12 protein-coding genes and 1 tRNA gene are annotated in these 14,848 nt (G+C 65.6%); 6 read left to right on the forward strand and 7 right to left on the reverse strand.

Translation table 11 applies throughout. The features are described from left to right. Positions 1-178 precede the first annotated feature (178 nt). Together clpB and U1737_RS12390 are read right to left on the reverse strand one after the other, a co-directional pair. On the reverse strand, positions 179-2,755 hold the full coding sequence (gene clpB / locus U1737_RS12385; protein ID WP_248523716.1) for an ATP-dependent chaperone ClpB: 2,577 nt from the start codon (positions 2,753-2,755) through the stop codon (positions 179-181). 279 nt (positions 2,756-3,034) lie between these two features. Next, a tRNA-Thr gene (locus U1737_RS12390) sits at positions 3,035-3,109 on the reverse strand. An 89-nt stretch (positions 3,110-3,198) separates the two neighbouring features. Here U1737_RS12390 and U1737_RS12395 point away from each other — a divergent pair. Continuing rightward, positions 3,199-3,336 (forward strand): hypothetical protein, encoded by a 138-nt coding sequence (locus tag U1737_RS12395; RefSeq protein ID WP_248523718.1) that lies wholly within the window; start codon positions 3,199-3,201, stop codon positions 3,334-3,336. On the opposite strand, the gene U1737_RS12400 is transcribed toward U1737_RS12395, so the two are convergent. Beyond that, the gene (locus U1737_RS12400) at positions 3,329-5,128 is read right to left on the reverse strand and encodes an aminopeptidase P family protein (RefSeq protein WP_332796980.1); all 1,800 of its coding nucleotides are present in this window, start codon (positions 5,126-5,128) and stop codon (positions 3,329-3,331) included. The two genes, U1737_RS12395 and U1737_RS12400, sit on opposite strands and share 8 nt — an antisense overlap. Before the next feature lie 413 nt (positions 5,129-5,541). On the opposite strand from U1737_RS12400, the gene U1737_RS12405 reads away from it, so the two are divergent. Then, positions 5,542-7,596, forward strand: coding sequence for a S9 family peptidase (locus tag U1737_RS12405; RefSeq protein ID WP_332796981.1), 2,055 nt, complete (start codon positions 5,542-5,544; stop codon positions 7,594-7,596). Continuing rightward, positions 7,593-8,015: an acyl-CoA thioesterase gene (locus tag U1737_RS12410; protein ID WP_332796982.1), complete on the forward strand. Its 423-nt coding sequence runs from the start codon at positions 7,593-7,595 to the stop codon at positions 8,013-8,015. The genes U1737_RS12405 and U1737_RS12410 overlap by 4 nt, the downstream gene beginning before the upstream one ends. A 152-nt stretch (positions 8,016-8,167) precedes the next feature. Here the strand turns inward: U1737_RS12410 and ppc are convergent, their stop codons facing one another. The 3 genes from ppc to U1737_RS12425 form a co-directional block, all read right to left on the reverse strand. Further along, positions 8,168-10,843, reverse strand: a complete 2,676-nt coding sequence (ppc, locus tag U1737_RS12415) for a phosphoenolpyruvate carboxylase (protein WP_332796983.1) — start codon at positions 10,841-10,843, stop codon at positions 8,168-8,170. A 259-nt stretch (positions 10,844-11,102) separates the two neighbouring features. Continuing rightward, positions 11,103-11,477 carry an EF-hand domain-containing protein gene (locus U1737_RS12420; protein WP_248523728.1) on the reverse strand — a complete coding sequence of 125 codons (375 nt, stop codon included), beginning with the start codon at positions 11,475-11,477 and terminating at the stop codon, positions 11,103-11,105. A gap of 26 nt (positions 11,478-11,503) precedes the next feature. Further along, complete coding sequence (locus U1737_RS12425) at positions 11,504-12,070, reverse strand: HNH endonuclease (protein ID WP_187502579.1); 567 nt, start codon at positions 12,068-12,070, stop codon at positions 11,504-11,506. Positions 12,071-12,162: 92 nt separating this feature from the next. Here U1737_RS12425 and gluQRS point away from each other — a divergent pair, with 92 nt between their 5' ends. Beyond that, positions 12,163-13,011 (forward strand): tRNA glutamyl-Q(34) synthetase GluQRS, encoded by an 849-nt coding sequence (gluQRS, locus tag U1737_RS12430; RefSeq protein ID WP_332796984.1) that lies wholly within the window; start codon positions 12,163-12,165, stop codon positions 13,009-13,011. 280 nt (positions 13,012-13,291) lie between these two features. Here gluQRS and U1737_RS12435 read toward each other — a convergent pair whose 3' ends face one another. Continuing rightward, on the reverse strand, positions 13,292-13,642 hold the full coding sequence (locus tag U1737_RS12435; RefSeq protein WP_332796985.1) for a DUF3147 family protein: 351 nt from the start codon (positions 13,640-13,642) through the stop codon (positions 13,292-13,294). Between the two features lie 116 nt (positions 13,643-13,758). On the opposite strand from U1737_RS12435, the gene U1737_RS12440 reads away from it, so the two are divergent. Together U1737_RS12440 and U1737_RS12445 are read left to right on the forward strand one after the other, a co-directional pair. Beyond that, positions 13,759-13,989, forward strand: coding sequence for a twin transmembrane helix small protein (locus U1737_RS12440; protein WP_332796986.1), 231 nt, complete (start codon positions 13,759-13,761; stop codon positions 13,987-13,989). Between the two features lie 214 nt (positions 13,990-14,203). Then, positions 14,204-14,797 (forward strand): cob(I)yrinic acid a,c-diamide adenosyltransferase, encoded by a 594-nt coding sequence (locus U1737_RS12445; RefSeq protein ID WP_248523736.1) that lies wholly within the window; start codon positions 14,204-14,206, stop codon positions 14,795-14,797. Positions 14,798-14,848: the final 51 nt, after the last annotated feature.

Genomic DNA, 14,848 nt, shown 5'->3' on the forward strand with positions numbered 1-14,848 from the left:
GATAGGCAAACGGCAAGTCGGTGCGCTGCGACGACCATGGGACCGTGGTGAACCTAACCTTGTCGGTTCTTCACCACGGTCCTTTAGCAGGTTTCCCGCTAACGACGCGGTGATGGTGCATCCGCGTCGTCAGCGACGGCCGCGTCTGCCCGGATTGCCGCGGACATCGCGGCCTGCCTCAAACCACCAAAACCAGCTTCCCGTCGCCCTCGTCGATGTGCACCGTCGAACCGTCCTTCACCTCGCCGCGCAGGATCATGTCAGCGAGCGGGTCCTGCAGATAGCGCTGGACCGCACGCTTCAACGGCCGCGCGCCGTACACCGGATCGTACCCTACACGCCCCAACCAGGCCCGCGCGGCGTCCGTGAGGTCGAGGACGATCTTGCGATCCGCCAACAGCTTGTCGACGCGTGATACCTGGATGTCGACGATCGGCGCCATGTGCGACTGGCCGAGGCGGTGGAACAGGATAACTTCGTCGAGCCGGTTGAGGAACTCCGGCCGGAAGTGCGCGCGGACGATCTCCATCACCTGCGGTTCGACCGACGACACGTCGTCGCCCTCTGCCATGTTCGCCAGATACTGGCTGCCGAGGTTCGACGTCAGGATGATCAGCGTGTTGCTGAAATCCACCGTGCGCCCCTGGCCATCGGTCAGCCGCCCGTCGTCGAGCACCTGCAACAGCACGTTGAACACGTCGCCATGTGCCTTCTCGACCTCGTCGAACAGGATCACCTGGTATGGCCGACGGCGCACCGCTTCGGTCAGCACGCCGCCTTCCTCATAGCCGACATAGCCGGGAGGTGCGCCGATCAGTCGCGCGACCGCGTGCTTCTCCATGAACTCGCTCATGTCGATGCGGACCATCGCGCTGGGGTCGTCGAACAGGAACTCCGCCAGCGCCTTGGTCAGCTCGGTCTTGCCGACGCCGGTCGGTCCGAGGAACAGGAACGACCCCAGCGGCCGGTTAGGATCCTGCAATCCCGCGCGCGCACGGCGGACCGCAGTCGAGACCGCCTTCACCGCGTGCGCCTGGCCGATCACGCGCTTGCCGATCGTCGACTCCATCGCCAGCAGCTTGTCGCGCTCGCCTTGGAGCATCCGTTCGACCGGAATGCCGGTCCAGCGGCTGACCACGCCGGCAATGTCGTCCGCGGTCACTTCCTCGCGTAGCATCGCGCCCTTGGTTGCGCCCGCCGCCTCGTCGAGCTGGCGCTGCAACCCCGGGATAGTGCCGTAGGAAAGCTCGCCCGCCTTGGCGAGGTCGCCCGACCGCTGCGCCTGCTCCAGCTCGAGCCGCGCGGCATCGAGCTGTTCCTTCAGTCGCGCCTCGGCGTTGATCTTGTCCTTCTCGCCCTTCCAGCGCGTCGTCAGCTCGGCGGATTGCTCCTCCAGGTTGACGAGTTCGCCCTCCAGCGTGTCGAGCCGGTCGACCGACGCGTCGTCGGTTTCGCGCTTCAACGCCTCGCGTTCGATCTTGAGCTGGATGATCCGCCGGTCGAGGTTCTCGATCGCCTCGGGCTTCGATTCGACCTCCATGCGGATGCGCGACGCGGCCTCGTCCATCAGGTCGATCGCCTTGTCGGGGAGGAATCGATCGGTGATGTAGCGGTTCGACAGCGTCGAGGCGGCGACGATCGCGCCATCGGTGATCCGCACACCGTGATGGAGCTCGTACTTCTCCTTCAGCCCGCGCAGGATCGAGATCGTGTCCTCGACGGTCGGTTCGCCGACCATCACCGGCTGGAAGCGCCGCTGCAACGCCGGGTCCTTTTCGACGTACTTGCGATACTCGTCGAGCGTGGTCGCACCGACGCAGTGGAGTTCGCCGCGAGCGAGGGCCGGCTTGAGCAGATTGCCCGCGTCCATCGCGCCCTCGGATTTACCCGCGCCGATCAGCTGGTGCATCTCGTCGATGAACAGGATGATGTCGCCCTCGGCGGCCTTCACCTCGTCGAGCACGCCTTTCAAACGCTCCTCGAACTCGCCGCGATATTTCGCACCCGCGATCAGCGAGCCGAGGTCGAGCGACATCAGCCGGCGATCCTTCAGCGTATCGGGCACGTCGCCATTGGCGATCCGCAGGGCTAGCCCTTCCGCGATCGCGGTCTTGCCGACGCCGGGTTCGCCGATCAGCGCGGGGTTGTTCTTGGTCCGGCGCGCGAGGATCTGGATCGTGCGGCGGATTTCCTCGTCGCGGCCGATGACGGGATCGAGCTTGCCGTCGCGCGCCGCCTGGGTGAGGTCGCGCGCGAACTTTTTCAGTGCGTCGTAACGATCCTCGGCGCCCGCGGTGTCGGCGGTGCGCCCTTGACGGACGCTGTTGATCGCGGTGTTCAGACCTTCGGGCGTCACGCCGCCGGCCTTCAGCGCCTTGCCTGCCGCGGTGTTGAGCGACAGTGCGAGCGCGACCAGCAGGCGCTCGACGGTGACGAAGCTGTCGCCCGCCTTGCTTGCGATCTGCTCGGCCTGGTCGAGTACGCGCACCGCGTCGTTGTCGATTCCCGGCGTGGTCTGCGCGCCGGAGCCCGACACGACTGGAATCTTTGCGAGCGCGAGATCGGTTTCCGAGGTCGCGCGCTTGGCGTCGCCACCCGCGGCCGCGATCAGCCCGGCGGCCATGCCCTGCTCATCCTCCAGCAGCGCCTTCAGCAGATGCTCGGGCGCGATCCGCTGATGGTTCATGCGGATCGCCACGGTTTGCGCGGACTGCAGGAAGCCTTTCGCGCGGTCGGTGAATTTGTCGATGTTCATGACGAATTCCTGTGGGTCTTGGTGTCAGTGTCTGGCACTGAAATGGTGTTGTATTTAAGCAACACAAGAGGCAGTGCCGATGCTAGCACCGGACGCGTAGACTGGAATCATAAATCGGACGCGGCGTACGTCGGCCGGACACCGTCGATCCACCATCGGCGCTGTGACTACAGTCTGCCCGAAGCAGGCGCCCGAGGAATACCAGGGTTCGAGATGATTTGTCGGCGCATCCGCATCGTGCTTGTCGAAGCAAACGATGCGGGGCAACAATCAGAAAACTGGTGCTGCCGGTGAGGATTGAACTCACGACCTCAGCCTTACCAAGGATGCGCTCTACCACTGAGCTACGGCAGCACTCGCTGGCATCGCTGCCGGCGGAGTGGGGCTAAGAGACGAGGGCGGGGCGATTGTCAAGCGGTCCCGCCAAGATGTAGGGCGTATTTATGGATGATCGGGATCGAAAGGCGGCGGAGAAGGCCGAGCGCATGGCCGCCGCGCTGCGCGAGAACCTGCGGCGGCGCAAGGCGCAGGCGCGTGCCGTCGGGGCTGCGCCTGCGCCTGGGGACGAGCCTTCTAGCTGAGAGGCGCGCACTTTGCCGCGAGCCACGCGCGATCGTTTGCGTCGGTCATTTCCGGGGTAAGGACCGCCAATACCCTGGCGTGATAGTCGTCGACCCATTGGCGCTCCTGCGGCGTCAGCAGCGCGGGCTCGATCAGCGTGCGCTCGATCGGGCAGAAGGTGAGCGTTTCGAAACCGAGCATCTCGCGGTCGGCGCCGGGGATGGTGCGCGGCTCGATCAGAATCAGGTTCTCGATACGGATGCCGTATTCGCCGGCCTTGTAATAGCCGGGCTCGTTGGAGAGCATCATGCCGGCGCGCAGGGGCTCCATCGCTGCGCCACCGGGGTAGTTGGGTGCGGCGATGCGTTGCGGACCCTCGTGGACCGCGAGATAGGCGCCGATGCCGTGGCCGGTGCCGTGGCCGAAATCCAGGCCTGCTTCCCAGAGCGGACGGCGGGCGAAGGCATCGATCTGGCCGCCCATGGTGCCGTCGGGGAAGACCGCGGTGGCGATGCCGATATGGCCCTTCAGGACGCGGGTGAAGCGGTCGCACATTTCGGGGGTGGGTTCGCCGATCGGCATGACGCGGGTCACGTCGGTGGTGCCATCCGAATATTGGCCGCCGGAGTCGATCAGATAGAGCTGGCCGGGCTCGATCGGGGCGCTTGATTCCTTAGTGACGTGGTAGTGCGGGATAGCACCGTGGGGGCCGGTCGCGGAAATCGTGTCGAACGAGGTGTCCTTCAGGACGCCGGTCTGTTCGCGAAAGGCGAGCAGCTTGGCGGCGGCGCTGAGTTCGGTCTGGCCGCCCTTCACGCATTCGATCTCGACCCAGCGCAGGAAGCGCGCGAGTGCGGCGCCGTCGCGCGCGGAGGCGGCGCGGTGGCCGGCGATCTCGACGGGGTTCTTGATGGCTTTGGCGAGGACGACGGGGTCGCGGAGCGGGAGGATCTTGGCGCCGCCGGCTTGGAGGGCTTGCGTGATCGCGGCGACGGCGCGCTCGGGATCGGCGGCGACGCGCTTGCCGGCGTAGGTGGCGAGGGCGGCGGCGAAGGCGGTGCGGTCGTGGAGGCGGACGGCGTTGCCGAGATGCTGGCGGACGGTGTCGTCGAGTTTGTCGGGGGCGACGAACAGGTCAGTGGTGCCGTCTGCGCCGACGATCGCATAGGAGAGTGCGACGGGGGTGTGGTCGACGTCGCCGCCGCGGATGTTGAGCGCCCAGGCGATCGAATCGAGTGCACTGAGGATGACCGCGTCGGCCTTGTGATCGGCCAGCCAGTCGGCGATTGCGGCGCGCTTTTCGGCGGAGGAGGCGCCGGTGAACTGGTCGGGCTGGACGGTCAGTTTTGCGGGGGAGGGGGCGGGGCGATCGGTCCAGATCGCGTCGATGGGATTGGCGTCCACCGCTATGAGTGTGGCGCCGCGCTCGGCGAGGGCGGTGGTGGCGTCGGCGACCCAGGTTCCGGTGTGGAGCCATGCGTCGTAGCCGATCCGGCCGCCTTCGGGGGCGTGCTTGGCGAGCCAGGCGGCGGGGCTGGTCTGGGGCACGGGTTCGTACGCCCATTGGGTGCCGTCGACCTGCTCGCGAACCTGGATCGTGTAGCGGCCGTCGGTGAAGATCGCGGCGCGGTCGGCGAGGACCACGGCAGTGCCGGCCGAGCCGCCGAAGCCGGTGAGCCAGCCGAGGCGCTGCGCGTAGCCGCCGACATATTCGCTCATGTGCTCGTCGGTTAGGGGGATGACGAAGCCGTCGAGGCCTTCGGCGGCGAGCTGGGTGCGGAGGGCGGCTAGGCGGTCGGTGTGGGTCGGCATGTTGGGGTCTCTCGTCGGTCGATGTCGGGTGATGCGGGGGTTCTGCCAGAAAGGGGCACGGCAGGACAGCGTGGGGAGGGGCGGGACACTTCCCAAGGGGCGAGGAGAGCGCAATCGAACGGTGCTCATCCTTAGTTCTCCCGCGAAGGCGGGAGCCCAGTCTAGGTCCCCGCCTTCGCGGGGAAACACGGTTGGTGCACCGTCACTCACACCAACCGCCACCACCCCGGTGAAGGCCGGGGCCCAATTGGGGGACGGTCGTGACGAAGGACTGCGCGCCGTTACTGCAACCTTTCCAACTGGGCCCCGGCCTTCGCCGGGGTGGTGCATGGGGCGTGGCTGGCACTCTTCCTCAGCCGCTCCCCAACGCTACAGCGTTTGGCTTCCACCCGCGGCCCCGCTAACACCGCTGCATGACCACGCCCCCCATCGCCGAACAGCGCCCGCACAGCTTCACCACGCACGGCGTGACGATCGAGGATCCGTATGCGTGGTTGAAAGATCCGAACTATCCGGAGGTCGATGACGCCGACGTGCTCGCATATCTGGAGGCCGAGAACGCGTATTTCGAGGCGCAGATGGCGCCGCATACCGCGCTGGTCGATACGATCTACGAAGAGATGAAGGCGCGCATCAAGGAGGATGAATCCTCGGTGCCGCAGAAGGATGGCGATTGGCTGTACTGGACCGCGTACGAGACCGGCGGGCAGTATAAGAAATGGTGGCGCAAGCCCGTCGCAGGCGGTGACGACGAGTTGTTGCTCGACGAGCCGGCGCTGGCGGAGGGGCACGAGTATTTTCGGCTCGGCGCGTTCTCGGTCAGCAATGACGGGCGCTATCTCGCCTATGCGATCGACGACAATGGCAGCGAGCGTTTCGAGGTTCGGGTCAAGGATCTGGACACCGGCGAGCACCTGCCCGACGTGATCCCTGGGATGCTCAGCGAGATTGTCTGGACTGCGAACGATGCGGGCTTTCTCTACGGACTGGCTAACGAGCAGTGGCGGACGGACAATGCGCGGTTCCACCGGTTGGGGACGCCGATTTCCGAGGACGTGGTGCTGTTCCACGAGGAGGACGAGGGCTTTCGCGTCGGCGTCGGCGAGACGAGTTCGCGCAAGTGGATCGTGATCGCGACCAGCGACCATGTGACGAGCGAACTCTATCTGCTGCCCGCGCACGAGCCTTTGGCGGTGCCGATCCTCGTTTCGGCGCGGAAGGTGGGCCGCGAATATGATGTGGACGAGCATGACGGGACGCTGTTCATCCATACCAACGACGTCGATCCGAATTTCCGGCTTTGCACCGCGCTGGTCGAGGAGCCGGATGCCTGGAGCGAGCTGATTCCGGCGAGCCCGACTTTCTACATGACCGGGGTGGAGTGCTATCAGGACTTCTTCGTCGTCGATGGGCGCGAGGACGGGCTCGATCAGATCGCGATCCATCGGTACGAGACGCCGACCGAGGGCAGGCGGATCGACTTTCCCGAGGCGAGCTATGTCGCCGGGCTTGGGGACAATCCCGAATACGACATGACGGTGCTGCGGCTTGGGTATGAGTCGATGGTCACGCCGGGGACGGTGTATGATTACGACGTCGATACCGGTGAGCGGACGATGCTCAAGGTGCAGGAGATCCCTAGCGGGTATGATCCCGAGAAGTACGCGACCGAGCGGTTGAAGATCGTCGCGCGAGACGGGACCGAGATTCCGGTATCGATCGTGTATCCCGCCGGGTTCGTACAAGACGGGTCGGCGCCTTTGTTCCTCTATGCCTATGGCGCGTACGGCTATGCGATCCCGCCGGGGTTCTCGACCGGGCGGATGAGCCTGCTCGACCGCGGGTTCGCCTATGCGATCGCGCATATCCGCGGCGGCGATGATCTGGGCCAGCAATGGTATCTGGATGGCAAGCTGGAGAAGCGCGCGAACACGTTCAACGATTTCGTGGATGTGGCGAAGGCTTTGGTCGACGCGCAGTGGACGTCGGCGGGGAAGATCGCGATCGCGGGGCGGTCTGCTGGCGGCGAGCTGATGGGGGCGGTGGTCAATTCCGACCCTGAGCTGTGGGGTGCGGTGATCGCGGACGTGCCGTTCGTCGATGTGCTGAACACGATGCTCGACGAGAGCCTGCCGCTAACGCCGGGCGAGTGGCCCGAATGGGGGAACCCGATCGAGGACAAGGCGGCGTTTGAGTTGATCCGGTCGTATTCTCCGTACGACAATGTGAAGGCGCAGGCTTATCCGCCGATGTTTATATCGGGCGGGCTGAACGATCCGCGCGTGACCTATTGGGAGCCGGCGAAGTGGGCGGCGAAGCTGCGGTTGATGAAGACCGACGATAACGTGCTGCTGCTCAAGACCAATATGGGCGCGGGGCATGGGGGCAAGTCGGGGCGGTTCGAGTCTCTGCGCGAGGGGGCTGAGGAGCATGCGTTCGTGCTGTGGCAGCTGGGCGTCGCGGGGTGAGCCGGTTCACGCTCTCGATCACTGCGCAGGACGCGGATATCGATGAGCTTGGGCATGTGAACAATGCGGTTTGGGTGCAGTGGATCCAGGCTATCGCGACCGCGCATTGGGAGGCGGTGGCGCCGGCCGAGCACAAGCTGGCGTATGTGTGGGTCGTGACGCGGCATGAGATCGATTACCGCGGGAGTGTCGTCGCGGGGGAAACTGTTGTTGGCGAGACTTGGGTCGAGGGGGCGCCGAAGGGGGCTCGGTTCGATCGGCATGTTCGGTTTGTTGGGGATGATGGGAAGGTGAAGCTGGAGGCGGTGACGACCTGGGCTTTGCTGGATCGGGCAACGGGGCGGTTGATGCGGGTGCGTGAGGATGTCGCTGCGCCGTTTTATCCTCCCCGGAACGGGGAGGGGGACCGCGACGCGTAGCGGCGGGGTGGAGGGGGAGCGCCGCGGGCGTTACGGCTGTGTCGGAGTGATACTGGGCGCTGCGCTTGGATAAGGCGAGTCTCACGGCTGGTATTTTTGCCGCACGCCCCCTCCACCAGCTTCGCTGGTCCCCCTCCCCGTTCCGGGGAGGATTAGCCGCTGTTTCTTAGGGCGGTGGCGATGGCGTTGATCGAGAGGAGGATGCCTTCGCCGATCCTCGGGTCGTCCTCGCCTGCTCGGCGGCGTTTTATCAGTTCGATCTGGAGGAGGTTCAGCGGCTCGATATAGGGCAGGCGGAGGCGGATCGAGGCGTCTAGGGCGGGGTGCTTTTCCAGGAGGCGGGACTGGCCTGTTACCTGCAAAAGCCCGTCGTGAGTCTGGTGCCAGCCGTCGCGGATCGTGGTGAAGATCTCGCGGAGCTTGTCGTCCTCGACCAGACCCGCATAGCGTTCGGCGATGCCGATGTCGGACTTGGCGAGGACCATTTCCAGGTTCGCCAGGGCGGAGGCGAAGAGGGGCCAGCCTTGCGCCATGTCCTTCAGCAGCGCCTTGTCCTCGAAATCGGCGATCGCGCGGCCGACGCCGTACCAGCCGGGGAGCATGACGCGCGCCTGCGCCCAGCTGAACACCCAGGGGATGGCGCGGAGGTCTTCGATGCGGTCGGACTTGGTGCGGCTGGCGGGGCGGCTGCCGATCTTGAGGCCGGCAATCTCGGCGATCGGGGTCATCTGGCGGAAGAAGGTGCGGAAGCCTTCCGTACCGTAGACGAGGTCGCGGTAGCTGTGGAACGCGGTGTCGCTGAGCGTGTCCATTGCCGCGGAGAAGCTGGCGTTGTCGGCGTTGGAGAGGCGTTCGGGCTCGAGGCTGGCGAGCAGCGTGGCCGACGCGATCGCCTCGAGGTTGGTCATCGCGGCATCGCGCGTGCCGTATTTGGCGGCGATGACTTCGCCCTGCTCGGTGATGCGGATGCGGCCCTGCACGGTGCCCGGGGGCTGCGCGCGGATAGCACGGAAGGCCGAACCGCCGCCGCGTCCTACCGCGCCGCCGCGACCGTGGAACAGCTGCATGCCGACGCCCGCCGCGGCGAACACGGGTTTCAATGCGGTCGAGGCTTTTGATAGCTGCCAGGTGGAGGTGAGATACCCGCCGTCCTTGTTGCTGTCGGAATAGCCGATCATCACTTCCTGATGGCCGCGCGCCTTGGAAATGGTGGCGATCTCGGGGAGCGCGAACCAGGCGGACATGACGCCGGGGGCGGCTTCGAGATCGCCGATCGTCTCGAACAGGGGCACCGCCATTATCGCGGCGGTCGGCGTGTCTCCGGGACGGTAGAGGCCGACTTCCTTCAGGAGCAGGTTCACCTCGAGCAGGTCGCTGACCGACTGCGCCATCGAGACGATGTAGTTGGTGATGCACGCGGGGCCATAGGCAGCATGCGCGTCGGCGGCGGCCTGGACGATCGCCAGTTCGCCTGCGGTCTCGTCGGTGTAGTCGGCGAAGCGCGAGGTGAGCGGGCGGGCGTTGGCCAGTTCGCGCCTGAGGAGGTCGACGCGTTGGTCTTCGTCGAACGACATATAGTCTGCTTCGACGCCGGCCACGTTCAGCAGTTCGGCGACTACGCGTTCGTGGACGGCGCTGTTCTGGCGGAGGTCCAATGTGGCGAGGTGGAAGCCGAACGTCTCGACCGCGCGGATCAGCCGGCCGAGTGCGCCGCCGGTCTTCAGCGCGATGCCGAGGCCGTGTGCGAGCGTGACGAGGTCGGCACGGAAGTCGGCGGGGCTCGCATAGGGTTCGCCGGTTAGGCGACCGGGGCGCGGGGCGTGCTTGCCGGTGAGCGCGTCGTGTGTAGCGGACAGGCGGGCGTAGATGCCGGAGAGCGCGCGGCGATAGGGCTCGTCGCTGCGGCTGGCGGCATCGTCGCCGCTGGCGTCGGCGAGCGCCTGCACCGCGGCGTCGGCGGGGGCGTGTTCGGTGGAGATCGAGAGCTCGGCGCCGAGCGCGTGCACCGCGTCGCAATAATAGCCGAGCACGGCTTCGCTCGCCTTCGACAGCGCGGTCTTGAGCGAATCGGCGGTGACATAGGGATTGCCGTCGCGGTCGCCGCCGATCCAGCTGCCGGGGCGCAGGAAGCTAGGCGTGCGTTCGCCGAGTGCGCGGTCCCAGCGCTGGTAGAGTGCGGGGAGCGCGGGGAGGAACACATCGCGCAGATAGCTGAGCGCATTGTCGACCTCGTCGGTGACGTAGAGGCGGTCGCGTCGGAGGACGCGGGTTTGCCAGAGCAAAGCGATCTGGCGGAGGATCGCGTCGTCGACGCTGTCGCCATCCGGCGTGGTGTCGCGGCCGAGATCGCGCAACGCCATCAGCTCGGCGATGCGGTTGCGGTGGTCGATCATGCTTTTCCGCCGGACTTCGGTCGGGTGCGCGGTGAGAACGGGGGCGATCAGCGCGTGGTCGAGCAGCTTGCGGATCTGGGTGCGGTCGATGCCTTCGGATTCGAGCTGGGCGATCGCGGAGGCGAGGTCGGCGCCGTCTTCTGCGGCGATGCCCTGGCGGTCCTCGGCGAGGTTGGCGAGCATCGAGAACAGCATGAAGCCGCGGACGAAATCGAGCGTCTCATCGAGGCTGAGCTTTTCGAGGCTGAGATCGACCGCGCGATCGTCGCCGGGCTTGCCTTCGGAGGCGTCGCGGTGGCGCTCGACAGACGCCTTGCGGATCGTCTCAGTGGCCTCGAACAGACGCTCGCCGCCATAGGCGCGGATGACGTCGCCGAGCAGTTTGCCGAGGAAGCGGATGTCGGAATTGTTCGCGATTGCGGGGAGGCTAGCCATGATCCCCTGCTGCGCTGCGGCAGAGTTCAGGTCAACCGGGAATGGAAGGCTTGAGGCGTGAAATCGAATGCATTGCACGGGCGATACGTAATATTATTGTCTATGGGTGCCTTGGGCGTCGGCCTTAAGTTTCTCCCAGATACTCCGCCATCCTAACCCCACTCCGTCATCCCAGCGAAAGCTGGGATCTCCGCGTGTGGCAGGTGCCGCGAACCCCGACAGATACCCCAGCGTTCGCTGGGGTGACGGGTGTTTGGGTTCAGCGCTTACGCGATTCCGCGCGTTCTTCGGACGTCACCGTGCCGTCGCGGTTGAGGTCCATCCTGTCGAACCAGGCGAGCGTGCCTTCGCTCCACTCGATCGCGGTGATGATGCCGTCCTTGTTACGGTCGAACGCCTTGATGCGCGCGTTCGGTGCGGGGAGTTCGTCCTTGGTTATGCGGTCGTCGGCGTTGCGGTCTAGCGTGCGGAAACGGCGTTCCATGCTGGCGCCGAAGTCCAGGCGCGAGGTTACCGAGGGGGGCACGAAGCCTACCGCGTTGGCGTCTGCCTGTGCGCGCTGCTCGTCCTTGTCGCCGCATGCGGACATGAAAAGTCCCGTCGCGGCGAGCGCCGCCACCAGTTTCACCTGCATAGTATCTCCCGTCGTCTCGAAAGCCGTTACGCTTCCAGTTCAACGTCCCAATACAGCCAGTCGTGCCATGTGTCGTGCAGGTAGTTGGGCGGAAAGCTGCGGCCGTGTTCCTGCAGATGCCAGTTGGTCGGCCGGATCGGCTCGAGGTGGAGCGGCATCGCCGCCTGTTTCGGCGTACGCCCGCCCTTTTTGAGGTTGCAGGGCGAGCAGGCGGTGACGACGTTCTCCCACGTGGTACGACCGCCTTGCGCGCGCGGCACGACATGGTCGAAGGTGAGATCGCGCAGCTTGCCGCAATATTGGCAGGTGAACTTGTCGCGCAGGAACAGGTTGAACCGGGTGAAGGCGGGAAATTGCGACGGTCGGACGAACTGCTTCAGCGCGATCACCGAGGGCAGTTTCAGCGCGAAATTGGCGCTGCGGACTTCGCGTTCATAGGTGGCGACGATGTCGACACGATCGAGGAAAACAGCCTTGACCGCGGTTTGCCACGGCCAGACGCTGAGCGGATAGTAGGAAAGCGGCGTATAATCGGCATTGAGCACGAGCGCCGGACAACCATCCGGGTGGCGTATCAGGTCGGGGTGAAACACGGCTCCTCCCACTCAGGCTTCGCAGAGCGCCCTATGGACGACAGCGATGACAAGGACATGACAGCACGGCGCGTATCGTCAGGTCAAGCGCGGTGAGCGGCGAGACGGTTATTACGCGGTTTGCGCCGAGCCCGACCGGACGGTTGCATCTCGGCCACGCGGCATCGGCGATCCGCGCGCATGATTTTGCGCGCGAGCGCGGCGGGCGGTTCGTGCTGCGGATCGAGGATATCGACGGGACGCGGAGCCGGCCCGAGTTCGTCGCGGGGATCCTCGAGGATGTGGCGTGGCTCGGGTTGCGGTGGGATTTGCTCGTGTTCCAGTCGGAGCGGCTGGCGAAATATCAGGCTGCGCTGGAGGCGTTGAAGGCGCGCGGGCTGGTCTATCCGTGTTTCTGTACGCGGGCGGAGATCGCGGCGAGTGCGTCCGCACCGCAGGGGGATGCTGCGCCGGTCTATCCGGGGATCTGCCGGGATCTGACTGTCGAGGAGATGACCGCACGCGCGCATCTAGCGCATTGCTGGCGGCTCGATATGGCGAAGGCGGTGGCGATGACCGGCATGCTGGCGTGGCATGATGCGATTGCTGGGACGGTGGTGGCCGATCCTCTGGCGCAGGGGGATGTGGTGCTGGCGCGCAAGGATGCGCCGGCGAGCTATCATCTGGCGGTAACGCTGGACGATGCCGCGCAGGGCGTGACGGACGTGGTGCGCGGGGTGGATTTGTTCGCGGCGACGGACGTGCACCGGGTGTTGCAGGCTTTGCTGGGGTTGCCGGTGCCTTCGTATCATCATCATCCGCTGGTGGTGGACGCGGCGGGGCGGCGGTTGGCGAAACGGGACGGGGCGTTGTCGTTGGCGGAGATGCGGGCGGCGGGGGAGGATGGGGCGAGACTGGCGGCTCGGTTGCGAGGTGGGGATCGGCTCGCGACTTCCAGGTGAGCACCTGAGCTAAGGTGGGGCGAATATCCTCCGGTCACGGCGGCCTTATAACGGCTGGCGACCTGCACTTCCTTGTTCTCCCGCGAAGGCGGGAGCCCAGACTGGGTCCCCGCCTTCGCGGGGAAACGGCGAGGGAGGTGTGACGCCCGTAAAATGCCATTACCCCGGCGAAGGCCGGGGCCCAGTTGGGGGACGTTGCTGGCGTAACGCATCGCTCCGTTACCTCGGCTTTCCCAATTGGGCCCCGGCCTTCGCCGGGGTGGTGTTTTGATTGGTTCTGCTACAGCTCGATCCCCAGTCTCGGTGCGGCCCAGGTCATTGCTGCGTACAATGCGATCGTCAGTATGCACCCCGCCACCAGCGACACCCAGAACGGCGTACCATGTCGCAACAGCGCGGGGATCAGCAGGAACATCGGCAGCGACGGCAGCACGTACCAGAAGGTCGCGCCGGCGTGCGCGGCCATCGTCCGCGGATCGGGTTTGTCGTGCCAGAGCCAGATCATGCCGAGCACCGAAACCAACGGCAGCGACGCCACGAGCGCACCGAAACCGGGATAGCGCTTCGCCAGTTCCGACGCGGCAGCAATCAGGATACCGGAAATCAGGGCCTTGAGCGCAAGATAGAGCATGCGCCATGTGCGCTACCCACGCGGCAGTCCGCAACATTGCTTATCGGCAACATGGGTCATTTTCCGGCTTCGGGTACGCCATTGCTACCCCGCCGGTGCGCGCTTACATTCGGGTCATGAACACATTCCTCGTCATCCTCCTGATCGCGGCGATGATCGCGACCGTCGTGGCTCTGGTGCGGGGCGTCGTGTCGTTCCTGCAGGAGGGCAGCGCGCAGGTGCGCGATGGGAACGGGCCGAGTACCGCGTCGCTGAAATCGAATCGGATGATGCAGCAGCGGATCTTCTTCCAGGCGCTGGCGATCCTGATCGTCGTCGTGATCCTGTTCGCGGCGGGGCGGACGTAAGCGGCTTTGCATTTTGGGCTATTTTGCCTGCAACTTGCGTCGTCCCAGCGGATGCTGGGATCTCACCGTTTGGCGGATGTCACGAGCCACGAGGGATACCCCAGCTTTCGCTGGGGTGACGGGATTTGGTTGCCAGGGCGGCGGGATTTGGTCGCTGGGGCGGGGTTTATTGGCACGGCGACGGGGCTTTGATGCGCTTTAATCTGGAACATTCATGGTCAAGCTGAACAAGATTTACACGCGCACCGGCGACGACGGCACGACCGGTCTCGTCGACGGATCGCGCGTGTCGAAGTCGAGCGCGCTGATGCAGGCGATCGGCGATGTCGACGAGGCGAACTCGGCGATCGGCCTCGCGGTGATCGCGCTCGGCGATCAGCCGATGGCGGCGGCGCTGACGCGGATTCAGAACGACCTGTTCGATCTCGGCGCGGACCTGGCCACGCCCGCGGGCGCGGACGAAGCCGGCGCGGACGATTTTACGCCGTCGGAGATGGTGTTGCGGATCGTGCCCTCGCAGGTCGAGCGGCTGGAGCGCGAGATCGACGCGATGAACGCGCACCTCGCCCCGTTGCGGAGTTTCATCCTGCCGGGCGGCTCCGCCGAAGCCGCCGCGCTGCATCTGGCGCGGGCGATCAGCCGACGGGCGGAGCGATCCGCAGTCGGCGCGAGCGAGACGCAGCGGCTTAATCCGGCCGCATTAGCGTATGTTAACCGGTTATCGGATTTCCTGTTCGTGGCGTCGCGGGCGGTGAACCAAAACGGGGCCGGCGACGTTCTATGGCGACCGGGGGCTACCCGCGTCTAGGCGCGTATCGTCGCTCGCGTTCCAACGTCGCATCGGTCGACGTAGAACTGA

Source organism: Sphingomonas fucosidasi (assembly GCF_036663855.1).
Classification (GTDB): Bacteria; Pseudomonadota; Alphaproteobacteria; order Sphingomonadales; family Sphingomonadaceae; genus Sphingomonas; species Sphingomonas faeni_B.